19 protein-coding genes and 1 pseudogene are annotated in these 23,922 nt (G+C 51.9%); 10 read left to right on the forward strand and 10 right to left on the reverse strand.

Annotation, left to right across the window (positions count from 1 at the left end; translation table 11 throughout):
- From IPN95_05155 to IPN95_05175, 5 genes and pseudogenes are all read right to left on the reverse strand, one after another.
- Positions 1 to 1,051, reverse strand: a 1,051-nt coding sequence (locus IPN95_05155; GenBank protein ID MBK9448797.1) for an SAM-dependent DNA methyltransferase, incomplete at its 3' end; no start/stop codon positions are given.
- Positions 1,052 to 1,142: 91 nt separating this feature from the next.
- On the reverse strand, positions 1,143 to 1,856 hold the full coding sequence (locus IPN95_05160) for a hypothetical protein (protein ID MBK9448798.1): 714 nt from the start codon (positions 1,854 to 1,856) through the stop codon (positions 1,143 to 1,145).
- A gap of 35 nt (positions 1,857 to 1,891) precedes the next feature.
- Positions 1,892 to 2,908 (reverse strand): hypothetical protein, encoded by a 1,017-nt coding sequence (locus tag IPN95_05165; GenBank protein MBK9448799.1) that lies wholly within the window; start codon positions 2,906 to 2,908, stop codon positions 1,892 to 1,894.
- Positions 2,909 to 3,178: 270 nt separating this feature from the next.
- A pseudogene (locus IPN95_05170) lies at positions 3,179 to 3,346 on the reverse strand (type I restriction-modification system subunit M N-terminal domain-containing protein).
- Between the two features lie 388 nt (positions 3,347 to 3,734).
- Positions 3,735 to 4,541 (reverse strand): T9SS type A sorting domain-containing protein, encoded by an 807-nt coding sequence (locus IPN95_05175; GenBank protein MBK9448800.1) that lies wholly within the window; start codon positions 4,539 to 4,541, stop codon positions 3,735 to 3,737.
- Between the two features lie 1,215 nt (positions 4,542 to 5,756).
- On the opposite strand from IPN95_05175, the gene IPN95_05180 reads away from it, so the two are divergent.
- Positions 5,757 to 6,827, forward strand: a complete 1,071-nt coding sequence (locus IPN95_05180; protein MBK9448801.1) for a hypothetical protein — start codon at positions 5,757 to 5,759, stop codon at positions 6,825 to 6,827.
- A gap of 10 nt (positions 6,828 to 6,837) precedes the next feature.
- Here the strand turns inward: IPN95_05180 and IPN95_05185 are convergent, their stop codons facing one another.
- On the reverse strand, positions 6,838 to 6,993 hold the full coding sequence (locus IPN95_05185) for a hypothetical protein (GenBank protein MBK9448802.1): 156 nt from the start codon (positions 6,991 to 6,993) through the stop codon (positions 6,838 to 6,840).
- A 178-nt stretch (positions 6,994 to 7,171) separates the two neighbouring features.
- On the opposite strand from IPN95_05185, the gene IPN95_05190 reads away from it, so the two are divergent.
- The 7 genes from IPN95_05190 to IPN95_05220 all read left to right on the forward strand — a co-directional run bounded on the left by IPN95_05190 (position 7,172) and on the right by IPN95_05220 (position 14,982).
- Positions 7,172 to 8,233, forward strand: coding sequence for an endonuclease/exonuclease/phosphatase family protein (locus IPN95_05190; protein MBK9448803.1), 1,062 nt, complete (start codon positions 7,172 to 7,174; stop codon positions 8,231 to 8,233).
- Positions 8,234 to 8,314: 81 nt separating this feature from the next.
- Positions 8,315 to 9,196: a cation transporter gene (locus tag IPN95_05195; GenBank protein ID MBK9448804.1), complete on the forward strand. Its 882-nt coding sequence runs from the start codon at positions 8,315 to 8,317 to the stop codon at positions 9,194 to 9,196.
- 647 nt (positions 9,197 to 9,843) lie between these two features.
- Positions 9,844 to 10,533: a hypothetical protein gene (locus IPN95_05200; GenBank protein MBK9448805.1), complete on the forward strand. Its 690-nt coding sequence runs from the start codon at positions 9,844 to 9,846 to the stop codon at positions 10,531 to 10,533.
- Positions 10,530 to 11,603 (forward strand): cytochrome-c peroxidase, encoded by a 1,074-nt coding sequence (locus tag IPN95_05205; protein ID MBK9448806.1) that lies wholly within the window; start codon positions 10,530 to 10,532, stop codon positions 11,601 to 11,603. Before IPN95_05200 ends, IPN95_05205 begins: the two co-directional genes overlap by 4 nt.
- Before the next feature lie 426 nt (positions 11,604 to 12,029).
- Positions 12,030 to 13,409, forward strand: a complete 1,380-nt coding sequence (locus IPN95_05210; protein MBK9448807.1) for a YHYH protein — start codon at positions 12,030 to 12,032, stop codon at positions 13,407 to 13,409.
- A 483-nt stretch (positions 13,410 to 13,892) separates the two neighbouring features.
- The gene (locus tag IPN95_05215; GenBank protein MBK9448808.1) at positions 13,893 to 14,309 is read left to right on the forward strand and encodes a DUF3788 family protein; all 417 of its coding nucleotides are present in this window, start codon (positions 13,893 to 13,895) and stop codon (positions 14,307 to 14,309) included.
- A gap of 142 nt (positions 14,310 to 14,451) precedes the next feature.
- Positions 14,452 to 14,982, forward strand: a complete 531-nt coding sequence (locus tag IPN95_05220; GenBank protein ID MBK9448809.1) for a YceI family protein — start codon at positions 14,452 to 14,454, stop codon at positions 14,980 to 14,982.
- Positions 14,983 to 15,040: 58 nt separating this feature from the next.
- Here the strand turns inward: IPN95_05220 and IPN95_05225 are convergent, their stop codons facing one another.
- Complete coding sequence (locus IPN95_05225) at positions 15,041 to 16,099, reverse strand: fatty acid desaturase (GenBank protein MBK9448810.1); 1,059 nt, start codon at positions 16,097 to 16,099, stop codon at positions 15,041 to 15,043.
- A 383-nt stretch (positions 16,100 to 16,482) separates the two neighbouring features.
- Between IPN95_05225 and IPN95_05230 the strand changes: the two genes are divergently transcribed.
- Together IPN95_05230 and IPN95_05235 are read left to right on the forward strand one after the other, a co-directional pair.
- Positions 16,483 to 17,181, forward strand: coding sequence for a hypothetical protein (locus IPN95_05230; protein ID MBK9448811.1), 699 nt, complete (start codon positions 16,483 to 16,485; stop codon positions 17,179 to 17,181).
- Positions 17,182 to 17,429: 248 nt separating this feature from the next.
- Positions 17,430 to 19,421 (forward strand): hypothetical protein, encoded by a 1,992-nt coding sequence (locus IPN95_05235; GenBank protein MBK9448812.1) that lies wholly within the window; start codon positions 17,430 to 17,432, stop codon positions 19,419 to 19,421.
- A gap of 153 nt (positions 19,422 to 19,574) precedes the next feature.
- On the opposite strand, the gene IPN95_05240 is transcribed toward IPN95_05235, so the two are convergent.
- From IPN95_05240 to IPN95_05250, 3 genes are all read right to left on the reverse strand, one after another.
- Positions 19,575 to 21,986 carry a PKD domain-containing protein gene (locus tag IPN95_05240; protein MBK9448813.1) on the reverse strand — a complete coding sequence of 804 codons (2,412 nt, stop codon included), beginning with the start codon at positions 21,984 to 21,986 and terminating at the stop codon, positions 19,575 to 19,577.
- Positions 21,987 to 22,431: 445 nt separating this feature from the next.
- Positions 22,432 to 23,499 carry an AI-2E family transporter gene (locus IPN95_05245; GenBank protein ID MBK9448814.1) on the reverse strand — a complete coding sequence of 356 codons (1,068 nt, stop codon included), beginning with the start codon at positions 23,497 to 23,499 and terminating at the stop codon, positions 22,432 to 22,434.
- Between the two features lie 7 nt (positions 23,500 to 23,506).
- Positions 23,507 to 23,920 (reverse strand): hypothetical protein, encoded by a 414-nt coding sequence (locus tag IPN95_05250; protein MBK9448815.1) that lies wholly within the window; start codon positions 23,918 to 23,920, stop codon positions 23,507 to 23,509.
- Positions 23,921 to 23,922 lie beyond the last annotated feature (2 nt).

A 23,922-nucleotide genomic window follows, 5' to 3' on the forward strand; every position in this document is an offset into this window, starting at 1 on the left:
TTTCCACGAATTGTTTGCGCAATTCGCCCTCGCCGCTGCTCTGCGAAGACATCGACCCATTTGCCAAGACAAAACCTGCCGTGCCGTTTTCGCTGAGGTGGGCGAGCATGTGCATGATCCACGCATAGTTGGCGTTGGCGGTCGGCGGCACATTGTAGCCGCGCCATCTCGGATCGTCCACGAGTTCGTTTTCGGCCCGCCACTGCTTTTGGTTAAACGGCGGATTGGCCATGATGAAGTCGGCCTTCAGGTCGGGATGCTGATCCTTGAAGAAGGTATCGGCCGCGACATCGCCCAAATTGGCACTGATGCCCCGGATGGCGAGGTTCATCTTGGCAAGTTTGTAGGTCGTGCCCGTGTATTCCTGCCCATAAATCGAAATGTCCTTGGTATTGCCGTGGTGGCTTTCGACGAATTTGATGGACTGCACAAACATGCCGCCCGAACCGCAGCAGGGATCGTAAATCTTGCCCTTGAAGGGTTCGATCATCTCGGCGATCAGGTTCACGATGCATTTGGGGGTGTAGAATTCGCCGCCGCCCTTGCCCTCCGCCGCCGCGAAGCGTCCGAGGAAATATTCATAGATGCGCCCGACGATGTCTTGCTTCTTGTCGGCGACGGTGTCGATGTTGTTGACGGTATCGAGCAGGGCCGCGAGTTTGCTTTCGTCCAACCCCAACCGCGAAAAGTAATTGTCGGGCAAGGCACCGCGCAGGGCCGGATTGTTTTTCTCGATCGTATGCAGGGCGGTGTCGATCTTCAGGGCCACCCCGCCCTCCTTGCTGCGCCCGATGATGAGGTCCCAACGCGATTCCTCGGCGAGGTAAAAGACGTTCTTCATGTTGTAGAACTCCTTCATCTCCAAGTACTTTTCCTTTCCCTCAACGATCAGTTCCTTGCGGCGTTCCTCAAATTTGTCGCTCACAAACTTGAGGAAGATGAGCCCAAGGACAACGTGTTTGTATTCGGAGGATTCGACGGTCCCGCGGAGCTTGTTGGCGGAGTCCCAAAGGGTCTCCTCGATGGATTTGGTGGATTTTTCTTTGGCCATTATAAATAGGGATATCAATCTTGGCGACAAGGTTAGTGATTTCAACGGAGATTCCTTGGAATCGCCCCACTTCTTGCGATTTTGGGACAGCCTATCCTTCCTTTTGCCCTCGTTGGTAACCCAAATAGGCTCCAACGACCAAACCAAGGACTGCCATGAGATACCCCCCCCAACGTCTGGAGATAATGCGACCAGCGAGAAATCCCGCTAAGGCAAATGACAATCCGTAAGTAACTGACAGCTCTAGGGATTTCGCGTTGCGACGAGCATTTCGTTCACTATCAAACTCAGATTGGCGATTTCGATCTGCAATATCGATTCTCCCAATTGTTTCATTGATCTGCGATTGGATATTCGGAAGCTCTATCGCATATTGCTTTTCACGTCTTAGGAAATCCAGCAAAACAGCACGGACTTCATGAGGTCTTGCCTGATTTACCAATTCAAACGGCCGGCTCAAGTCGGTCACCTCAGGGAATTGCCATTGGGTTCTCTTGGACAACTCTTGAAATAGCTGTTTCACCTCGGGCAAGGCAGATTGTGGGGTCTTGAGGGAAAGGACACAGTCAGCAAACTGCTTTGGGAAGCCATCGAGACCGTGTTGCGGAGCGAAAATGCCTTTCCCAGACTTCCCAGAGATTTCCGAAAATGAACGTACTTTTGGCAATCTCATGAGATCCAACGCACGTTTGTTGTGAATGTACTTTTCTTTTGACACCAAAGCCTCAATTCGTTGAATTTCGTTGATCGCAACAGTGTCGGATAACATCGCAGATTTGCAATCATTAAGCATTTGCTTTGCCATTTCCGTGGACTTCAAGCGATATTCCTCCAGCAATCCTAACACTTCTCTTTCGGTCCCAGATCAAGGTCCGTGGCAGCCTTGATGGCATAGTCCCGATCACAATTGATTACGCGACTCAATGCAATCACCGCTTCTCTAATGCGGTTGTCAGCAGCAAGTGCCTTGGCCTCCATGAAACCCGCTTCTACTAGACTTGGCACCAATGCAAATCCTTTACCAGCAAGTTCCGCCGATTCAGAGAATTTGCCTTGTATATAACAACATCTACCCGCAAACAGAAATGCCTCAGCAGCCTGCAAACGAATGAAATCCGCGCCTGGCAGCTGAGTGAGAAGGTCTTTGTTCAGATCTCCTGACAGGATCTTAGGATTTCCTGTTGCATTCAGCCTTGCTTCTGCATGGGCAAATTTTGCAGCGTTTCGAAAATAAGTTTCAGCCTTGGGAATATCCAGGTGTTGGGGCGAAAACAAGTAGACGAGCCCAACCCGGTGCAGAACAAAGAAATCCTCTCGTTCTATTTTTTCCGCTTCCAGAAAATAGTCAACCGCATTTTGATAGAGGTCATGGTCAAACAACGCCTTGGTCATAAACCGCAGACCTTTTTCGATATACTCTTGTCGCACTTTCTGACTGTCCGAAATTCGTAGAAGTAGACCGATATTGTTCAGCAAGATGTTTGTTGTCTTTTGTTGTTCGATCAAAAGTGATAGATTCCAATCCAGCATCGCGCCCATATCATTCAGCTCCGACTTCACCTCTCCGATTCCATAGGAAATTTCTGACAGGCCCTCCGCCATTTGGGCAAATCCTTGGTTCAGCGTCCCACAAATTGCATCGGTGGACTGCTGTATAGCCCTTACTTGCTCAGCGGTGCCAGCCTGAATGCTGTGTTCGATATCCGATGTTTGTCGTTGGATCGCCCTGCTGACGTCTCTTCCATTTTGCCGAATGTCCTGAGAAATCTCTTGTACATAAGACTGATTCTGGAGGTTTTTTCTCCACTGTGATTCCCAGCTTTCGCCACTGTGACGATTGTAATAGAAGGTAGCCATATCTCTTTTTTAGATGGTGTTCTACTTGATTCAAAATCTGCACTAGTTTTGGGCAACCTTAGAAATTGGTTTGCATGAACTCGCAAATGTCTCCAAAAACACGCCCAAAAGTTCAGTAAGGTGGCAAGAGGCCAATTGAAAGGAAGCAATATGGAAATTTTTCTTCGATCTTGCAACGGATAAAGCGGTAGCATGCAGCGCAGTGTCGATTTTGAGGACCACGCCTGCCTCCTGGGTGCACCCGATATTGAGGTCCCACCGCGACTCCTATGCGATCAGTTCCTTGCGGCGTTCCTCAAATTTGTCGCTCACAAACTTGAGGAAGATGAGCCCAAGGACGACGTGTTTGTATTCGGAGGATTCCACGGTGCCGCGGAGCTTGTTGGCGGAGTCCCAAAGGGTTTCCTCGATGGATTTGGTGGATTTTTCTTTGGCCATGGGTCAAGCGGATAAGGTGAGTACGACGTCTTTCATTGCGGGTAAAGATAAGTGTATCCGTTTGTGGATTGCCATCGGGATGGAAATTTATCGGAGTTAATTGGCCGCTTGGGCCGCTAGCGCGGCGTATGAGGGCAGCGCCGATAGCTATCGGCTGCGCGTGTGCGTTTCAGTGTAGATGAGTTTGTGCGTGGGCGTGAGGGCGAGATGTGCGTGGGCGTTTAAAGCCGAAAACTACTTTACAACGAAGGGGCAATCACCTATCCATGCAGACGGGCGAGCGTTTTCAGAACGGTAGCATCGCACCATAGGCAAGGCAAGGCGCTTGAATTCCATAATAGATGAATCGCCGTTTGCGGACGCACTTACCTCCCGCTGGTTCAAGACCTCAATCCCTGGTCAGTACAAACTTTTTCGTGACGCTTGGCTGCCCGGTATTTCTGGAGGACGTGAGGCGCAGCAAGTAAATGCCTTCGGACAAGGAACCCGTTGCGAGGTTGCACAATGCACCCTGAAAGTCATGGTTCATCAATACCCTTCCCTGTAGATCGCAAACCTCAACAGTTGCGGCCACTGGGCGTTCGAAGTCCAGACGCATCATGTCTTGGAATTGGGCCATGGAAAATGAAGGAATCGTTGGCGCAGGCGTCGCGACGATCGACGTTTCGGAATTGGCCAGGATGCCGAGGCCGGGGGTGGTTTCATAGCCGATGCGGAAGATGTTGTAGGAAATGAATCCCATACTTTGCGGATCGTCTGTCAAATAACCATTGATATAGCCATAGTGATAGTTTGCGCCGACAGAATAGCGGAATGCCATATTGGAGTATGTCAATGACGGATAGGGATAAGGACTTCCATCATAACGTTTGACCCAAGCACTGTCGGCCCAAAGGTTGGATGGCACTTGGCCCGAAATCAAAACTCCGTAATTAAGACCGCTTACTTTGCCAGTCCCATCCGTAAGGATCTTGGTACCGGCAGTCAGGCTTTTGATCTTGAACCAACTCGTATCCCAGCCTGTTTTGGGCTCGGCGGTCATCAAAAAATCATTGAAACCATCATTGTTCGCATCGATGTACAAATAGCCCCCCTGCCAATCAAATTGGTAATTGCTGGGGATAAAGGTAATGACGGTCGCTTTGGAAAGCCCAAAGAACAGCAAGAGAAAGCAGAAAAGTAAAGTGTTCTTCATAACAATGGCAGTAAAATGAGGCAATTCTTGGACAGCAGCCATCTCATGATCGCTTGCAGGCTCAAAAGTAATCAATTTTGTGAAGTGATTGTTTGGCAACGCAGAATTTGTGATCCTTTACGAAAATGGCAATCCTTGGAGCAGAGGCAATTAACACCTGACTTGTCAATGGGGCAAGATTACGCTTCATTGAGGGGAATGCTATGACGGCTTCAATGTCGTTATGGAAAGCCATTATGGACGCCGTGGCGGGGTGAACGATGATAGAAGGATCACGATTTCGCGAGATTTTTGCCGTCCGGCGGCTCGCCTTGGGCCGCAAGCGCGGCGTGTGAGGGCGGAGTGTGCGTGTGCGTGAATGCAGACCTCGGCTTGGAAAATTCGGTTTTGGAGGAATGTTTTCATCCTGTCTCTAGGTTCACATCCGACGCGAACACAAAACCCAACCAGAAGGCAAAGCCGACCGAATTCCCCTCTCCAAAAGCGCAGCGATGGGGAGGGGCCAGGGGAGAGGCCAACGAAATGGCGGCAAGCCGCCACCAAAATTCCCCCACGCAGCAAAGCCGCCCGAATTCCCCTCCCCAAAAGCGCAGCGATGGGGAGGGGCCAGGGGAGAGGCCAACGAAATGGCGGCAAGCCGCCAACAAAATTCCCCCACGCAGCAAAGCCGCCCGAATTCCCCTCCCCAAAAGCGCAGCGATGGGGAGGGGCCAGGGGAGAGGCCAACGAAATGGCGGCAAGCCGCCAACAAAATTCCCCCACGCAGCAAAGCCGCAAACCCCCGCTTTGCCGCCGACCGCAAGCGGTCGCCGCCAAAGCGAATAATGGTAGGGCCCACCCAACCTCGGGCGCTACCGCTTCGCGGCACACAGCCGCCCGAGGCTACCCACAGACGGCACCTTCGGCGCGAATAACAACGCATACAACCAACAATGACTCAATTTCAGAACCAACCCGATCACAAAACGGCTAATGGATCAATTTCCGGTTGCCTTCAGCTGCCGGCACCCCAAAGGCAAAGCCAACCCCTCGTCCCCAAAACCACAAATCCCCAATTCAGAAAATTAGCTTCGCTGATCTAAAGATTCTGCAAACCCTGCCAATCCTGATCCCGAAAAAAGTCGTATATTCAACAATCAAATTCAACAATCAGAATCCACCAACAATTCTGAAATTCCGTAAATTCTGCATTCTGCAAAAGCACACGGCCCCATCTTGCTCTCCGGTAAACTCCAAAACCTCATTTTCCGCGTCCGCGACAACAAAAACATTGTCCACCTCGCACCCGACAAAATCCAGGTCAAAAACGCCACCCAGCGTTACCACGACAACCGGATGGAATTCGGAGGCGCAGCCAAAATGGCCGGACAAATCTACGCCGGCCTCCAAGCCAGCGGCCCCGATGACCCGCTAGGCCCCATTTTTCGGGCCTATCCCCAAAACCTGCTCACCAGCCGCATTCGCCGCGCACCCAACAGAAACAAAGTCCACATCGTCGGCGAACAGCTGCCCTACGTCGACAAATTCCAATTCTGCGACGTCGCCCCGGCCCTCAAAGGCCTCGACCTCAGCGGACCAGAAGCCCCATCCGCCAAAGTCCACATGACCCCGATGGGCCCGCAGCACAACCCAACGGCCATAAAAATCACCGGCCTCACCGCCGCCGCCAATGCCATCCCCGTCCACGGAAACGCAAGACTCGAATTCCGCCTGCACATCCGCCAGACCGAGATCAAAGACATCTTTTACAACGCCATCCTCAAACAATGGCAACGCCAAGACGTCAAAACAAGAAACAGCAGCAGCATCCAAACCAAATGGTCCGACCCCAGCGATTGGATCCCCATCGAATTTTTCCCAAAAGAAGGCATCACCCTCCCCATTCCAGCAGTCGATGAAACCCGCAACCACCTAACCGCCATCCTGATCGAATGGCGCGAAATCCGCAAAGTAGGCCGCCGCACCATCCAACACCACCAACACGGCATCGTCAGAATCGCAGCGCTTCATGCCCCATGCGAAGCCTATCGTCATTCAGAGCGCAGCCACGTTTGTCATTCAGAGCGCAGCGAAGAATCTACCACCAACCCCAAATCAGAGCGAAGCGGAAATCCCTGCCCAAACTGTCACTCGAACTCAAACTTCAACACAGTCCATCACGCTGTCCCCAATCCCAAAACCCTGTCCGACAGCAGAATGCGTCACCAAGACCCAAAGCAGTTCCTCCAAGCCGCCCTAGCCAAGCTATTCCCCAAAAAGGAATCCCCACCCCTCCGCAAGCAATAAGCCCAAAACCTCAATTTTCACCAAAGGCCTGAACGGCCGAAATCTCACAGCCAGGTCCACCGCCCTCGGCCATGATACCCATTTCCCAACGCCAACCGAACACCCATCCCCTGTCATCCGCCGCAGGCAGACCTTTAGGCAACCAACCGATCAAGCCATCCCACATTGCAATCCTAGTGCTTGGAAACGCCAACCACTCCGCTACCAGAGTGCTCCAACACACGCCTCCCATCCGCCAATCACCCGCTAAATATGCGCTCTTACGATAAACTCAAACTTCCCCCCTTCTCGAGATTGTTCCTAACTTGCGGGCCAATTTTCGTATCGCCCCCAATATGCAAAGCATGTCTCCGCTACGTCGTACATTTCAGTCCTTGCTGCCAACGCTGTTCCTGAGCTGCGTTTTTTTGCTGCCGGTCTTGGGGAGCGCATTGCTTGCAAAAGCACCCCGCCCCTATACCGTCGCCTTTTACAACGTCGAGAACCTCTTTGACACCATTGACGATCCAGCAATCAACGATGCCGATTTCTTGCCCAACGGCAAATACAAGTGGAATTCGGAGCGGCTCACCATCAAGCTGCAAAACATGGCGAAGGTCATCTCCCGATTGGGTGACGCCGACGGCCCCGAAATCCTGGGTTTGTCCGAAGTCGAAAATCGGAGCGTGCTGGAAATGCTTGCTGCGCATCCTTTGATCCGCTCCGGCAAATATGCCATGGCCCATATCGATTCGCCCGACGAGCGCGGCATTGACGTGGCGCTCTTCTTCAAAAAAAAGGCCTTTACGTTGACCGCGATGAAAGCCTACCCTGTGAAACTCGAAGGCCAAGACCATACCCGCGACATTTTGCTCGTCAAGGGGAATGTGATGGGCAAGTACCCGCTCCATCTGATGGTCAACCATTGGCCGTCGCGCAGAGGTGGTGCCGCCAAATCGGAACCTGCAAGGTTTGCAGCGGCGCGGGTGGTGAGAGCGGTTACGGATTCGATTCGCAAGGCAGACCCCACCGCCGCCATCGTGATCATGGGCGACCTCAACGACGATCCCGATTCGCCGAGTTTGCTCAAAGAATTGCGGGCAACAACCGACTTGAAAGGTTCCGCCGAAAGTTTCCTGTGGAATGCCACGGCCGCCCTGCACCATCGGGACAGTTACGGCAGCTTGATGTACGACGGAAAATGGAACCTTTTTGACCAAATCATCCTCTCCCATCCGCTGGCTGCGGGCCAAAACAAGTTGCGGTATGTCCAGGGTTCGGCGATGGTGTACAAACCCGAATTTCTCACCCAGAAGGAAGGCGAAGATAAAGGAAGCCCATTGCGCACCTTCGAAGGAAACCGCTTTCAAAATCCCGGTTACAGTGACCATTTCCCAACCTGTATCCAGCTCAGTTTTGCAAAATGATGCCATGGAAATGAGGGAGCCATTCAGACGAATGCTTGTTGTACCCGTTGTCGGCCCTAAAGCTGCCTGTACAAGAAAACCATGACCAAGGAAGAAACCGCCGTCAGGACCACCTATTTCAGCATCGCAGGAAATATTTCCTTGGCGATCATCAAGGGACTTGCAGGCATTTTTGGCAATTCCTACGCCCTCATTGCCGACGCCATCGAATCCACCACCGACATCTTCTCCTCGTTTTTGGTGCTCTTCGGATTGAAATATGCCAACAGGCCACCCGACAAAAATCACCCCTATGGCCACGGGCGGGCCGAACCCTTGATCACATTTCTGGTTGTCGGCTTCCTCATTACCTCCGCAACCCTCATCGCCTACGAAAGCATCCTGAACATTGGAACGCCGCATGACCTGCCCAAGTCCTGGACCTTGCTCGTGTTGGCCCCCTTGATTCTCTGGAAAGAAATCTCTTACCGCATTGTCATGCACAATGCCCGCAAGACCAACAGTTCCTCCCTCAAGGCAGATGCATGGCACCACCGCAGCGACGCGATTACTTCCGTCGCGGCCTTCATCGGCATCGCCATCGCATTGATCTTTGGCAAAGGCTACGAAACCGCAGACGATTGGGCCGCCCTGTTTGCCGCCGGATTCATCCTCTACAACAGTTACCGCATCTTCAGACCTGCCCTTGCCGAGATCATGGACGAACACGTCTACGACGAACTCATTCAGGAAATCAGGCGGGTGTCGCTCACGGTCGCAGGAGTGGTGGAGACGGAAAAATGCTTTATTCGCAAGGCCGGAATGAAATACCATGTGGACCTGCATGCCGTGGTGGATGCCGAGATTACGGTACGGGAAGGGCATGACATCGCCCACCAACTCAAAGACACATTGCGCAGCGAAATGCCCCAACTGGGCCATGTTTTGATTCATATTGAGCCCAGCGCCAATCCCGCAGAATAATCTTTGGACCCTTTTGGATAGGCATAAAGGTATGTCAGCTTGATCGCGCACGCGGATGGGCGACACTGTTTGCGGATCTGGAAATCGTGATGCTCGGATTTTGCTAGGCCGGCCGGCGAGACGTTTCAGCCGGAGGCTCCCGCAGGTGGGACCGGTGGGTGCAGCATCTGTTTTTCAGCCAGAGGCCCCCGCAGGCGGGACGCGGTGGCTGCAGCGTCGGCGTTTCGGCGGGACGCCGACGCCTCACAGTCGGCAATGCCGACCAATTCCCCTCTCCAAAAGCCAGCTGCCTACCCCTCCCCAAAAGCGCAGCGATGGGGAGGGGCCAGGGGAGAGGCGATCAAAAAGGCGGCAAGCCGCCAATTCAAAACCTCCGCGCCAAGGCGCGGATTCGGGGGGGGGGATCCTCATAACCCGAGGCTGCCGCCTCGGGCTACCGACAGTCGGCCCATTCTGGGCGAACAAAAAAACCACCAGGAAGGCAATGCCGACCAATTCCCCTCCCCAAAAGCGCAGCGATGGGGAGGGGCCAGGGGAGAGGCCACAAAATGGCGGCAAGCCGCCAACAAGAATCCCTACCAAAAACGAATTCCACCCACATCCCTTATCTTTGAGCCATCCCAGGACCCAAAATCCCCAATGTCTTCATGCCCCGCATAATCCTCCTTCCGATCCTGCTCCTCCTCACCAATGCCCTTTTTGCGCAGCGGGACGCGGTGACCATCCGGTTTGAGCCGACGTTTGGGGGCCTGCCCGTCGAATTGGACAAGGCCTACGGCTTGGCAAATGGCGATTCGGTGGTCTTGGAGCGCTTGCGGTTTTACGTCTCAGGAATGGAGCTGCTGCGTGGCGGCAAGGTCGTGGGCGAATGTCTGCCGGCTTACCGCTTGGTGGATGTTGCCGATCCTGCCTCCCTTATCCTGAAAAATCATTCGAAGAAAGCCCTTCAGTCCGACCGCATCCGCTTCCAATTGGGCATCGACAGCCTGACCAATGTCTCCGGCGCCTTGGCGGGGGACCTCGACCCGACCAAGGGCATGTACTGGGCCTGGCAAAGCGGCTACATCAATTTCAAACTCGAAGGAAATTCCCCCGCTTGCCCCGCGCGGAACCACTTTTTCCAGTTCCACTTGGGCGGGTATCTGCCTCCGTTTTTGGCCGTTCAGACCGTCGAATTGCCCTTGGCGCAAGTTCGGAAGGAAATTGTCATCCAATGGGCGGTGGACGAATGGCTGAATCGCATCGACTTGGGCAGAACTTACGAGGTGATGAGCCCGGGGGAAAATGCCGTCCAATTGGCGAGAATGGTTTCCAAAGGTTTTAAGGTCGTCGAATGAAAAGAGGCGGATTGTACGTGGTTCTGATGCTGGCTTTCTTCGGATTGGCCTTTCAAGCCCGTCGAATGCGGTTGTTTGAGCAGCCCAAGCATTTTCCAGCGCCTGTTTATGACTTTGCAGCGAATCCACTTTCGGCAGAGAAGATTGCCTTGGGAAGAGTCTTGTTTTACGATCCCATTCTCTCCGCCGACAGCACCATTTCTTGCGCAAGCTGCCATTCGCCCTACAATGCCTTCGCCCATACCGACCACGACCTGAGCCACGGCATCCGCGACCAAATCGGCACCCGCAATGCGCCGGCGCTCTTCAACCTCGCTTGGCATCCCGTGTACATGTGGGACGGCGCAGCCAATCATCTCGATATGCAAGCGCTCGCCCCGATCAGCCACCCCAAGGAAATGGCCGAATCGATTGAAAACGTGGTCGCAAAGCTCGAACGGCAGCCGATGTACAGCGGCCTTTTTGCACAGGCATTCGGCTACAAGGCCATCACCGGCGAATCTATCTTAAAAGCCTTGGCGCAGTTTCAGCTCACCCTCGTTTCCGCCCACGCGCGGTACGACAGCGTGCAGGCAGGCAAGGCGAAGTTCACCCCGCAAGAGCAAAATGGCTACCGTTTATTCCGCGAGAATTGCAATGCCTGCCACCAGGAACCGCTGTTTTCGACCTACGGCTTCGCCAACAATGGCCTGCCCATCGACACGACCTTGCAAGACTTTGGCCGGTCAAAAATCAGCCAAAATCCGCAAGACAGCCTGCAATTCAAGATTCCTTCGCTGCGCAACCTCACCTATTCATTCCCCTACATGCACGACGGCCGCTTCAAAAAGCTCGGGCAGGTGATCAACCATTATACCTCCGGCATTCAAAACAGTCCGAGCCTCTCCCCCATCCTGCGCAAACCCATTGTCCTGTCCTCCACCGAAAAAGTCGACCTGATTGCCTTCCTCCTGACCCTCAATGACCGGCAGTTTGTATTTGATCCGAAACATCAGTTTCCGCGGAATCCCGGACGTGGAAATCAAAGGTTAAGCGGGAGGACTCCAGAGGAGTCGAAGGTTGAACATTGATTGCTCCAGAGGTCAACCGTGAAATCGAAGGTTGATTGTCGACTCCAGAGGAGTCCTTTATAGAAGGTTGAACATTGATTCCGACTCCAGAGGGGTCCAACCTTTATAGAAATCGAAGGGACATGATTCCGACTCCGGAGGTCCAACAGTGAAGGTTCATTGATGCCAAAAAATCAAGGTTGAACATTGATTTCCGGCCAGCCTTTATAGAAATCGAAGGCTGAAGGCACCGACAGTCAACCTTATAGAAACGTTGTGGGAACCGACTCCGATGCCAACCTAGAAGGTTGAACATTGATTCCGACTCCGAAGTCAAAACAAACCACCAACGCAAATCAATTCCCCGAAAAAAAATCCTTCCTCCCCCGCAAGTTATCCCGAGAAACGACATCCAAACACCCAATCAACACAAAAAGGAAGATTCCAATGAGAATGAAAAAAGCAATTCTAACACTTTGCTTGATGGCGGGCGCCACCGCAAGCCAAGCGCAACTCAGTCCTGCGGTCACCGCATGGTTGCGCAATACCACCACAACCGGCAGTTATTACGCAAGCGGCAACAGCACCGCGATTCCCAACAACATCTTGGTGAATTGCCAGCGCGTAGAATATTCGGCGAGCAACGTGTACATTACCACGGCGGGCGTACCAGCCTATCCGACGGGACCATTTTTGGACGGGAACCCTTCGAATGCCACGAATCAGAATGCGATTTTCAAATTTCCGTTGAATCCGACCCAGAACACGGGCAATCCGACCGCGACGACGGGGGGCAATATCGGCGTCTTCATCAATGGTGTGGCGCTGTTTGACTACCGCGACGGTGTCGCTTGGAATACAACCACCAACGCGCTTTGCGGCGGACCGGGCAATCCGCCTTGCGCGGGCGGACCGCAGGCTACACAGTCTTGGAACCGTGATGCCGTCCCAGCCGAAAAGCCCGGCTTCGACTGCTCCAAAGGCCACCCTGCGATGGGTAACTATCACCATCACCAGAATCCATCCGCCTTCAAGCTGGATTTGGACGTCATTTCCACGATTTGCAATCTCTACGATGCCGACGGATTGTACGCCATCGACAGCACGGTCCACAGCCCCCTGATCGGCTACGCCTACGACGGCTTCCCGATTTACGGTGCCTACGGCTTCGCCAATGCGAATGGCACAGGTGGCATCACCCGCATCAAATCGAGCTATCAACTCCGCAACATCACCGTGCGTACCCATCATGCAGACGGCACCGATGTTCCCGACGGACCAGCTGTGGGCACAACCTATTACCTCGGTTATTGGCGCGAAGACTACGAATACATCAGCCATGCAGGTCAAGAAGACTACCTTGACGAGCACAATGGCCGCTTTTGCGTGACGCCCGAGTACCCCAACGGAACCTATGCCTATTTCGCGACGGTCGATGCAGACTGGAATTCGGCCTATCCTTATGTCGTCGGCCCCACTTTCTACGGCACTTACGCCAACCGCAAGGTGACCTCCGTAACCGAACCGACGACGGAATACACAGGCGCCGTTTCGATCTCCGAATCCGATTTCGACAACATGGCCATCTCCGTGTACCCCAATCCAGCGTCTGACTTGGTCGCCATCCAAATCGGCGGCTTGGTGCAGGAGGACCTGACCGTCGAATTGATCGATGTCACCGGCCGATTGATCCAGCAATCCAAAATCAATGCTGGCCAGACGATTGCCTACTTCGATGTGCAGACGGTCTATGACGGCATTTACCTGATCAAAGTCTCCAATGATCAGTACAGCACCACCAAAAAGGTGGTGGTGACAAAGCAGTAATCACCCATTGCCATCGTTGCGCTTGCAGTATTGGCATATTGGGAAATGAAAATTCAGGTCTTATTACAGAAAGGGGTTCAGCGGTCTGAACCCCTTTCTGTTCTAGGATCGAACCGGTTTGAAATCAAAATCAGGCATAACGGGTAATGTCGTTGAGTTTAGTGCTTCTGCCCCGTAGGGGGTAGTATGGTAGACCGATCACGTTGTCATAGCTCGTTTGACGGCATGCGAAAAACCGACATGATCGGTGTTGGAATCAATTCCGTGTAGAGACGGCGGCACGCCCCGTCTCTACACAGAGGAACCAACCAACTATTTTCCAATACCCGCAACCTTAATGACAAATTAGAACCCGAAATGGCGTACCTTTGCATTGTTGCAGCATGTCACTCTGACAATGGAGGGACAAGATGGTTGATGCAGCGGGTTGGATTTCAGGGAGCAAATGGCTGTTCCTCCTCAAAAATTAGTTGCTGTAGAACGATGAAGAACATTTTCATGGAAAAGAGTACCAAGCCCGCATCGCAGGACTTGCAACAGGCATTGGGAGATACTTTTGAAATTTGGCGCACGCTTGCAGCCTTTGCCTACAAATCTTCCCCGGGCGCGATTGAGGCTTGGACCTACGGCAATACCAAAACCGGCTGGGGATTCCGCATCAGCCAGAATCGCAAGGTGTTGGTTCACTTGCTCCCAAGGGACAAGTTCTTCCAAGTCGCCTTCGTTTTCGAACAAAAAGCAACTGATGCCATCTTGGCAAGTGATATTTCTGACGAGTTGAAAGCCGAACTCAAAGCCGCGAAAGTAGGCCTTGAGGGTCGTGCCATCAAAATCGAAGCACGCGACAAAGCTGGTCTCGACGACCTCAAGAAGCTGATCGCAATGCAGGCCGCCAACTAAGGCCTGCAGATTCCGGATTTTGCGCCACCTTCCAATCTCCATTCAGCTTCGAATGGATGAATTGTCATGTCCCGATAGCCGGAGGAAGTTCCATCCACAAACAAATTCACAGGCGGAGTGTTACGTTTCCAAAACCAGGGTGATGAAAAGCAAGTGGATCATTGGAATGTTGGGAATCGTGTTATTCCTGACTGCCGTTGCGGCGCACCGTGTAATCACCTGGAAAATCGGCGAATGTTATGCTATTCGTTTCGAGACCGAAAAGGTTTCCGGAGCATTTACGCAACTCAGCGGCAGGATCGAATTTAACGAAACCGACTTGTCGGCCTCCCTGTTTGATGTAGCCGTAGCGACGGCATCGATCGAGACCGGCATTGGCCTTAAAAACAAACATGCCCGCAGCGAAAATTGGTTTGATGCCGAGAAATACCCCGAGATCCGGTTCCGCAGCAGCAGCATCGTGAAGGTGACCAATGGCTATGAAACCCGAGGAACGCTCGATATGCACGGCGTGCAAAAGGAAATTGCAATTCCCTTCACGTTTGTGCAGGATACGTTCAAAGGAACCTTTTCCCTGAACCGACTGGATTACAACCTCGGTGCAACAGAAGGCATGCAAGGCAGCGTGGGCAAGGAGTTGAAGATCGACTTGGCGGTGCCGGTTTCAAAATAAAGCCTTCAACAGGAACAAATGAACTTCATTCAGTGCTGATGCTGCGAATGCAACGTGTCTAAGCCGTCTTTTTCGCTTCCTCTTTATTACTGACAGCCAACTTATTGGGACGGTAATAATCATCCAAAAACTGCTGTTTGGAGTCGCGATAGGATTCGATGCCGCCGATTTTGTGCAGGAGCCAGATATAGGCCCAGGCATTGTCCCATTGATAAGGCAGAAATCCGGAGCGGGCGCTGTTGGGGTACAAATGGTGATTGTTGTGCCATTCGCCGCCGAGCAAACCCGGCCGTGTTTGGTTGATCGACATGTCGCGCCGGTTAAAGTCAATTCCGTCCTGCCGCTTGTCCTCACCACCGCCATGGCCTTGGTAGTTAAATGTCCGCACCGCCAAGACCCAGAGCATGGCCCCGAAAAACATGGCACAAGCCAGTCCATGACCGCCAATCAGGTAGAAGGTGCCGTACCAAAATGCCCAATTGAGCACCCAATGGAGCATCGTCGGCAAGGGATGCGTCACCGAACCCCATTTTTGGTATTGTTTGTAGCTGTTGATGTAGATCCCGGTATGCGTCAGGAACTTCGTCGTGCGGATGTAGTCCTCCTCACTCATGTCCTTGGCGATCGGCTGATGATTGGTGTCCGCCAAGAAGCAATACAAGAACCCTCCAGAGGCATTGTAAGGATCGCCCGGCTTGTCTGATTTCATATGGTGGACGTGGTGCGAGACAACATAAATCTCCTCCGGAATCAGCCGCACAACCAAGTTTTGGGTCAAAATTCGCCAAAAGGCATTCTTGAATTTGTAGGCCCTGTGCGTGGAATAGCGGTGGTACCAAATCGTGCCATGGGTGCTCATAAATACCATTCCGTACAGCACCCCGATGAGGAGGTAAGGCCACCAGAAAAAGTACGTAAAAAACAGGACGACCAAGGGAATCAAGCACATCACCCAGAACCATCCGACCAAAGCAGACCAATTTTTCTTGGTTTTGAAAATATTCACACGAGAAAGGAGCTCTTTCACGAGTTGAGTTTTCGAAGGTTTGATCAGTTCGCCGTTTTCATCTTCCCAACCGTAGGAAGGTTGCTGCAAAACTTGGTCGATAAAAGCCATACAAAAACAAAGATTAACATCAAAAAAGGCCAAAGAGGCAAGCGCAACGACGTGTTGCGTACCGCCAAGAATCCTGTTTTAGAGGGAATCGTTGTCACTGAAGCGCAGTCAATCCGATCAACGAACACGTGGGGAAGGTTGAATTCTTAACAATCAGGGCATAAGAACGGCAGGAATTCGCAGAATGCCAAACTGACGATGGTGATTGTTGCCGGAAAGCGGAAAACGTCCCCGATTCTCCCCTTCACGCTTCTCTTCCAGGACAACATATTCAGGATGCTATTCCGGAAAATACAACTGATTATTTCGTCGCATGGGATCCTGCCGCGCAGAACATCTGGAAGCTTGAATTTCGCACGGAGGAAGGTTTCAGGTGAATACAAATGCGGATCACGGCAATGGAAACCCGATTTTCGGTCGCCTTGGCGACATTCGTGTTTTCCACGTACCTTTCCTTCATGACAGAAGTTTCGTGCGCGACATGCAGGGCAGTGATGGCCCTCGGGGCCAAAACCGCACCTTTGGAAGGTGAAATGTGGCCCAATTCGGTGCCCGCGGAAGCTGATGCCCTTGAGGTATTCGCACCCGGAAGCGGTCATTCGCAAACCGTGCAGATCCGTCGCTGCCGCGACTGCGGCACACTTTATCGCTACCGCTACCATTCCGAATACGATGTCTCCGGCAGCTGGGACGACTATTTCTTCTGGAGGATGAGCGATGCGGCGCAGGAAAAGATCGGCCGGATTTTGCAGATGCCAAAAGGAAGCCGCGCGCCGGCGCATACCGCCGCCTTGAAGCACCCACAGGCAGACGTGCGCGAAGATGCCGCCTTGCTCCTGTGGATTCTGATGGACGACGGCGAGCCCATGTCCGCCGAATTGCTGGAAGCCGCCTGTTTTGCCTTGGCAGACAGCACCTACCTGGTGGGCAACTATTGCTACCGTGGCCTGCTGAGCTTTGCATTCCGTGGCAAGGCCGAGGCCGGCTTGCTACAGGTCGCTGTGAACCAAGCAAAACAAACAGCCACAGAGGACCGGTTTGGATGGATTTTGCTGAAGGAATGTGCCGAAATCATGAAGTAAGCCTGAGCCCAATGCCAGGAAATCGTGAGATTTGATTTACAGGAGGCAAATTGTATATTTGAAAGGTAATGCATGTAGGCAAGACTGGGCTAAAAGATTCAATCACCTCTAAATTAATCCATTAGTTGACCACAATTCTTTTCTGACTGGACAAATTCAACCATTGAAAAGCATCTTTTCAATGCAAGTGATTTCAATGTTCATCCCTCGGCGCTACGTATATACCATCACGGATTCTACCAAGAGCAATGCAACTGACGACAAATCCAACCACAGCAAGGCAAACAAAAATCTGGGCTGATTTCGTTGTCTACACCTTGCAGCGTTATTGGTGGGTGTTGATCGTCTGTATGGTCCTTGGCGGAATTCAAGGTTATCAACTGACCCTTGCCATGCCGAGGATCTACGAAGTGCGTGCGAGTTTTTTGGTCCCCGCCGAAGCTGCCCCTTTGGAATACGAAAGCTTGCTTTCCCGCAGCCTCATTACGAAGGCCATCGGCAATGACGGTAGGTTTGAAGTCACAAACTATGTTAAAGGCAATCGGGGACAACAAGTTGAAATGTATGACGAATCCCCCTTTCAAATCCGCCTCATTGCATTTCCGGAACATTTGAAAAACATCCCTCACCGGATCAAAATTTTTGAAGACCGGAGCTACGAAGTCACCTTCGAAGCTTTGAAAAAAAAGGCCACACAACGCGGCCAAGCGGGTATTCCGTTAGCAATCGGGTCCGTTCAAATTTCAGTGACCGCCACAGAATTTTGGAATGCTGACATGTTGAACAAGGAATATACTTTTGCGGTCCAAAGCAAGGAGGCCTTGACCACAAGGGTACTGCAAAACCTGAAGCTGATGTATGAGCCGAGTCACCCCAACCGCATCAATCTGTATTACAAAGACGCCCATCCAAAGCTGGCTTTTGATTTATTGGATGCATTCATAGGTGCCTATTTGGAGCAATGCAAATCGAGACGAAAAGATCTGCTCAATGAGCTCAAGCTACAATTAGAGGGAGAAATGAGGGTGCTTGAATCAAAACTCATCACCGCCGACGACTTCGATTTCTTCTCACAACTCTCCAAAAGTAGTTTGCTTATCCAGGACTCTTCCGTGGTGGAAATGCTCCGGTTGCAAGGGGAGGTGTTGGGAATGGAAAACCGGCTCAAGGTTCTGGACGAATTCAAGCGCGGAGCGATCACGGCTGTGGCTTTGCTGGATTATCTCAAACAAGACATGAATCCAATCGATGACAGCTTGAGGTACCTGCTCACCCAAAATGCCTTTGCTGCGGGCGCAGCAAAAGATACACAAGGTGAGAAGATCGTATCCTTGGTCGACAGCTTGCTGGAATTGAGCCGCCTTTCCATTGCCAATATGGATTCAAAGATCAAGCGCGTCAATGCTGAGTACTTGGGCTCAGTGGGGATTTGGACAGACTGGAGAAGGCAAATGCCATCAAAGGAAGAATCCAATCCCAACCTGAATGCGATCCTGTTGCAACGCTACCTGCAAGCAATGGCCGAGTTGGCAAAGATCGAATTGGAAACAAGAAAGCAATTTGCTTTGCCAAATCTCATTGACCCGCCCTACCATTCGCCAAGTCAAAACAGAACCAACAAGGTTCGGATGCTGGCCGCGTGGATCGTCGGAATGAGTATGCTCGGAGCGTTCTTGGCCTTTTTGATCGCCTATTACAAACGTCGGATTGGCTCCATTGCCCATTTACAAATTATCAGCGACCAATCGGAACTGATTCAATGGAGCGTAAGCGGGAATAGGGACATCCTACGCAAGCAGGCGACCAAATTGGAGCTATCCTTGAAGCCGGAAGTCAAGCTGATTGCCTTGATTGGCAATGCTTCCCAAACCCAACCCTTGGCGGAATCCTTGGCTGCCTTGGCTTTCGAATTCGGAAAGCAAGTATTGATCATCAATACGACGGTCAAGGGCGAGGAATTGGGTTGGGAGCGCCTGGCACTTCCCGCCGACACCAAGCCCGGTTGGTGGTTTTCGCGGGAAGCTGCTGTATTCCTTGAGGAGAAAGCGGCCACTTATGATCGCGTGTTGTTGTGTTTGGAGTCCCCCATGGTGGTACCGGAAGTTTCGGCGGCAGTGAGGCAAACGCATTTGTCTTACTTCATCATCGAAAAAAACACCACAAAAGTCAGCGATTGGCACAACTGGGAATCCTATTGCAAAGATTTGGGAATCGTTGCCAAGGCAATGTTCCTGTCCTAGGTCTCCCCCCCCATTGGCAACACTTCAAGCAGGTTCGCGAGCCGCAGATCCGGGTGAATTTGAAGAACGTACTTCGGTGACAATTGGTACTTGAACAAAATGCCAAGGCCGACCCCCATGAGAGGTCGGCCTTGGCGATATCTGTAGGAATACCTATTGCTTCTGCATTCTCAAGCTATGCACCAACCCGTCACGCTCCAATTGGATCAAGTACAATCCAGAGGAATGGGTTGACAAGTCGAGGTGCTCCTGGATTTCGCCCAAACCTACTTGCACCGTTTTTTGGAGTACGCAAGTGCCCTTGGCGTCAAAAATCATAATTCCCAAGTCGCCGACGGTTTCAGCGTTGACTTCCAAGACAAACAAACCTGCACTTGGGTTGGGGTACAACTGCACTGTCATGCCGAGCGCGTCTTCCAATCCGACAGCAAGGGCAATCGAGTCGCAGGTCGTGCCCGTTGCGCAACCGCTCGAAACGGTGAGGCAGACGTTGTAGGCACCCAAGCTGGCATATACGTGGTTGGGGTTTTGGACGGTGGAAGTGCCGCCATCACCAAAATCCCAAGCCCAAGTTGTCGCCGAGGCATCGGAAAGGTCTTGGAAGTCCACAGAAAGGGCACTCACGACAGTGGAAGTAAAGGCCTCATTCAATAGCGCGCAAACCGTGACAGTATGGCAAACCGTCTCGGTGCTGCAGCTATTTGTTGCCGTGAGGCAAACGTTATAGGTGCCATTGGCTGCGTAGGTATGACTGGGGTTTTGCAGGTTGGAGGTGCCGCCATCCCCAAAGTCCCAAGCCCATGTCGTGACTGTCGGATGGCTTTGGTCAGTGAATGCGACCTGTAATCCGCTTGGATTGGAGGTAAATGCGGCAACGGGCACCTGACAGGTGGTTACGGTATCGCAAAAGGTTTCTGTGCGACAACCGTTTCCAATGGTGAGGCAGACGATGAAGCTGCCGTTGGAAGCGTAGGTATGCGTCGGGTTTTGAGCAGTAGACGTACCGCCATCACCAAAGTCCCATTGCCAGGAGGTGGCCGCGCCGGTGCTGGCATTGGTAAAGGAATAATTCAGGCCGGTGTTGGTATGCGAATAGCCGGCGGTCAGGAGCGCACAGAGTGTGGTACTCGTCGTATTCGTGGGAACCGGCGGCATAAAGTCGAAATAATTGCCCGCGCGATTGGTGATGGTCGTACCTACAGGCACACCAGCGTTCAGATTGATCTCGTAGGCGATATAGCCATGGCTCAGCGGCTCATTGGCAAAGCTGTCCAGCAACAAGATGTTAGGAAATGTAAACTGCACATTGCGCTGCCCGGTGAGCGAAACTTGATAATTGTGGCTTGCGCCCGTCACACGCAAGGATCCCGCATCCAAGTACTGACTCAATGTATCTCGTACGACGATGTTGAACGCAGTATCGGTACCTGTATTTTGGAACCGAATCATGTATCTGAGCAAGTTGGTGCTTGGGTCCACCGGACCTTCGGCAATGTTGCCATTCGCATCCCAAACCCGCTTGTCGTTGGGGTCAGATGAGCCAACGACCAATTGCGTACGAGTACGCGAATTGTTGCCCGGGAGAGGGTCGTTTCCGACCACGGGAATATTGCTCACAAAGGTTAAAGGCGTACTAAGTGGCGTTAGACTGGATGTACTGGTAACCACCAAAAACGATTGGTTATACCCCCCGGGCATTGATGGAATCAGCCAACTTACCACATTTCCTACGACCGAAGTCGGGGCAGGAGTGGCTGAAACAAAGGTGACCAAGGGGTCGAGTATATAGGTGGCAGTTACATTCGTGGCTGCAACGGTTCCCGCGTTGAAAAAGCGAACGTAGTTATTGGTAGAGAACCCGGGGCGATAGGCAAGCGAATAGTTGGAGGTACCCAGATCCGTGCAGAGCCCATCATGCCAATAGAAGTCGTTTCCGTTGTCTTGGCTCATGGATGTAGGGATGCTGGCTGTTTGAGAACCCGTGCCTGGACAAACCCAATTGCCGCAGCTCGTACTTATCGCAGGCACAGAAAGGGTATAATTGCCCAATGGAATCCATCCGCCATAATCACCTTGCGGACCTGTCGTGAGGTAGTATGGGCCCGGTGTCAGCGTGATGATGGTATTTGCAAAAGCGGCCTCCCCAACGTTTTCGATGCAATTGCTGTTGGCATCACTGATCACCTTTCCGCTGATATAACCGTAGTTGGAGCCAGGCCCGACCCCCACATTCAACGCATTGAAAAAGTTGAAAAAGCCTCCGATAGTTTCCAAACGGTAGTTTCCAAGCGGTGCATTGGGCGGGATATTGAAATTCACCGTGGCATTGGTGGCATTGTTTGGGGTAAAATTCAGCCCGTGATACATTGTCCCGGTCTGGACCTGATGCCGCAGCCAAGCGCCGGTCACCGTCGTGAAGTTGGTGTTGTTGCCAGTGATGATCATCGTGATGCTCTGTCCAGCAGTCGTCGTCGAAGGGTTTACATTTTGGATGGTTTGTCCAAATGTGGAAGAAACCAAAACAAGGCAAGCAATGAAGAATACCAATGTTGTTTGCTTCTTCATCAAGAGAAGGGGAAGTTCAAATTTTGTTTTCATAAGCCAATGGTGAATAAGTCAAAACAGGAAAAGATCGTGAGCGGCCCGAAGTCCCATTCACGAAATCCAAAACAACCGATACCTGTAAAATGTACTTTTGAAGGCCATGGAAATGGTTCGCATGCCACTGCGAACCAAACTCTAAGCTAAAATTAATCACCTCTTTTTAGAAATCCAAATTGGCTACAAGCATTTGCTAGAGGTCGATGATGGCCAGACCTTCAAGGCTTTGCACAACCTTCCATGCATTCGTTCATGAAAGAAACAGCTGAATGACAAGTGCAAGTAATTAGGCGGCTTTATAGGATTCGTTCAGCATTTGGATTTTTGGCAGGATGTAGAGAATCAACCCTGCAAAAAAATCACCCATAAGGCAGACCGAGGTTCCATCTCCAACCATCGAAAACCTGGATCAAACGGTTTTCTTGCGACCAGCAGGTTCTCCCTCCCCTAGCAGTCCCCCATACGGTTTCAGCGAAGGTGACTCATCCATGATTACCTTGATCATGCCGAGAATCGGGATGAACAGGATCATGCCTGAGACGCCCCAGACCATTCCACCCAAGACCACGACCAAAATGATCGCCAGAGGATTCAGCTTGATTTGTTGTCCCACGACAAACGGCACGACAAAATTGTTGTCAATGATTTGAATGACCCACAAAAAGACAAAAACCAATACCGGCGTGAGCAGGCTGTCGGTCGTAACGAATGCGTAGGCGACGGAAATCGTGGACCCGATCAATACTCCCAGATAAGGGATGATGTTGAGCAAGGCGACCAAAACAGCAAAAAAGAGCGCATGTTTGATGCCCAGAATCAAAAACAGGATCAGCACCAATACTGAAACGATCACAACTTCAATCCCGACGCCGCGGAGGTACCGCTGCACCGTATGAGACACATCGCCCAGCGTTTGGAAAATATGTTTCTTGTTTTTGCTCAAGGTCATGGTAGACACAAACCGGTGAAACAGCGCACGGTAGGTCAGCAGAAAAAACATGTAAATCGGCACCACCAGCATCAAGGCAACCGATGTAAGTGTACTTTGAACGGTACTCGCAACGGTTCCAGCAATTCCGGATGTTGCATCGGCAAATTGCACCCTGAACTGTTCAGGCTGCTCGTCAAATGGAAGGCCCAGCTGAGCGTCTGCAAAATGTCGCAGCGTCTCGATGGTCGTAGCCAATTTAAGTGCAATTTCAGGGGCGTCCTTGGCCAAGCCGAATGCCTGCGATGCCAACAGAACCAAAACCCCACCGATCCCGATCATCAGCGTCAGCACTGTCAATACCGAAGCCAAGGCCCGGATTTTGACCCTTCTCTCCCACCATTCTGCAAGCGGCAATACCATCAGCGTGAGCAAAATAGCCCAGGCAAGTGGCACCAACAGAAACTGCCCGAGGACCATCGCGACAAGCACCAAGGTAATCCCAAGTGCAATCATCGTGAAACGTACATAGCCAGGTAGTTCATTCATAGGTGATTCATTCAGATTGGTTGTCTTCATCGGTTTGTCTGGGCTTACGTCTGCCAAAAATGAAACGCCAGGCAACTTTCCCGGCATATTTGATGCTGTCCTGATTTTGGATCACCAAGTTGGTGACCCCGACTTGAAGAGCTGCCCCAACGGCTTGCCGGGTTTCATTCTCCGACTTTCCCGTCACCAGTCTTTTTGTGAGATGTCCTGCGGCAAGACCCAGCAGCGGTCCGATCAGGTCATCCATCGATGTCGACGAACTTGTCAAATCCTTGACGGTACTTTTGATCAAGTTGATCGGTTTGAGGCTGTCATAACCTTCCCGAAAGCGTTCGCTGAGTAGTTCGCGCTTGGTTGCTTGCTCCCCTTCGAGCCATTCGATGGTGGAGTCCAGTGCGGAGGAATATTCCTTGTTTTTCATAC

It is taken from the genome of Bacteroidota bacterium, assembly GCA_016718825.1.
Lineage (GTDB): Bacteria > Bacteroidota > Bacteroidia > J057 > JADKCL01 > JADKCL01.

Bases quoted from the DNA above. Each gene is read 5' to 3' on its own strand.
- IPN95_05185 (MBK9448802.1), bottom strand. From the start codon at position 6,993: ATGTGGGATGGCTTGATCGGTTGGTTGCCTAAAGGTCTGCCTGCGGCG.
- IPN95_05215 (MBK9448808.1), top strand. From the start codon at position 13,893: ATGAAGAACATTTTCATGGAAAAGAGTACCAAGCCCGCATCGCAGGAC.
- IPN95_05245 (MBK9448814.1), bottom strand. From the start codon at position 23,499: ATGAATGAACTACCTGGCTATGTACGTTTCACGATGATTGCACTTGGG.
- IPN95_05165 (MBK9448799.1), bottom strand. From the start codon at position 2,908: ATGGCTACCTTCTATTACAATCGTCACAGTGGCGAAAGCTGGGAATCA.
- IPN95_05210 (MBK9448807.1), top strand. From the start codon at position 12,030: ATGAGAATGAAAAAAGCAATTCTAACACTTTGCTTGATGGCGGGCGCC.
- IPN95_05175 (MBK9448800.1), bottom strand. From the start codon at position 4,541: ATGAAGAACACTTTACTTTTCTGCTTTCTCTTGCTGTTCTTTGGGCTT.
- IPN95_05190 (MBK9448803.1), top strand. From the start codon at position 7,172: ATGTCTCCGCTACGTCGTACATTTCAGTCCTTGCTGCCAACGCTGTTC.
- IPN95_05205 (MBK9448806.1), top strand. From the start codon at position 10,530: ATGAAAAGAGGCGGATTGTACGTGGTTCTGATGCTGGCTTTCTTCGGA.
- IPN95_05200 (MBK9448805.1), top strand. From the start codon at position 9,844: ATGCCCCGCATAATCCTCCTTCCGATCCTGCTCCTCCTCACCAATGCC.
- IPN95_05220 (MBK9448809.1), top strand. From the start codon at position 14,452: ATGAAAAGCAAGTGGATCATTGGAATGTTGGGAATCGTGTTATTCCTG.
- IPN95_05230 (MBK9448811.1), top strand. From the start codon at position 16,483: ATGCGGATCACGGCAATGGAAACCCGATTTTCGGTCGCCTTGGCGACA.
- IPN95_05250 (MBK9448815.1), bottom strand. From the start codon at position 23,920: ATGAAAAACAAGGAATATTCCTCCGCACTGGACTCCACCATCGAATGG.
- IPN95_05235 (MBK9448812.1), top strand. From the start codon at position 17,430: ATGCAACTGACGACAAATCCAACCACAGCAAGGCAAACAAAAATCTGG.
- IPN95_05160 (MBK9448798.1), bottom strand. From the start codon at position 1,856: ATGGCAAAGCAAATGCTTAATGATTGCAAATCTGCGATGTTATCCGAC.
- IPN95_05225 (MBK9448810.1), bottom strand. From the start codon at position 16,099: ATGGCTTTTATCGACCAAGTTTTGCAGCAACCTTCCTACGGTTGGGAA.
- IPN95_05195 (MBK9448804.1), top strand. From the start codon at position 8,315: ATGACCAAGGAAGAAACCGCCGTCAGGACCACCTATTTCAGCATCGCA.
- IPN95_05240 (MBK9448813.1), bottom strand. From the start codon at position 21,986: ATGAAGAAGCAAACAACATTGGTATTCTTCATTGCTTGCCTTGTTTTG.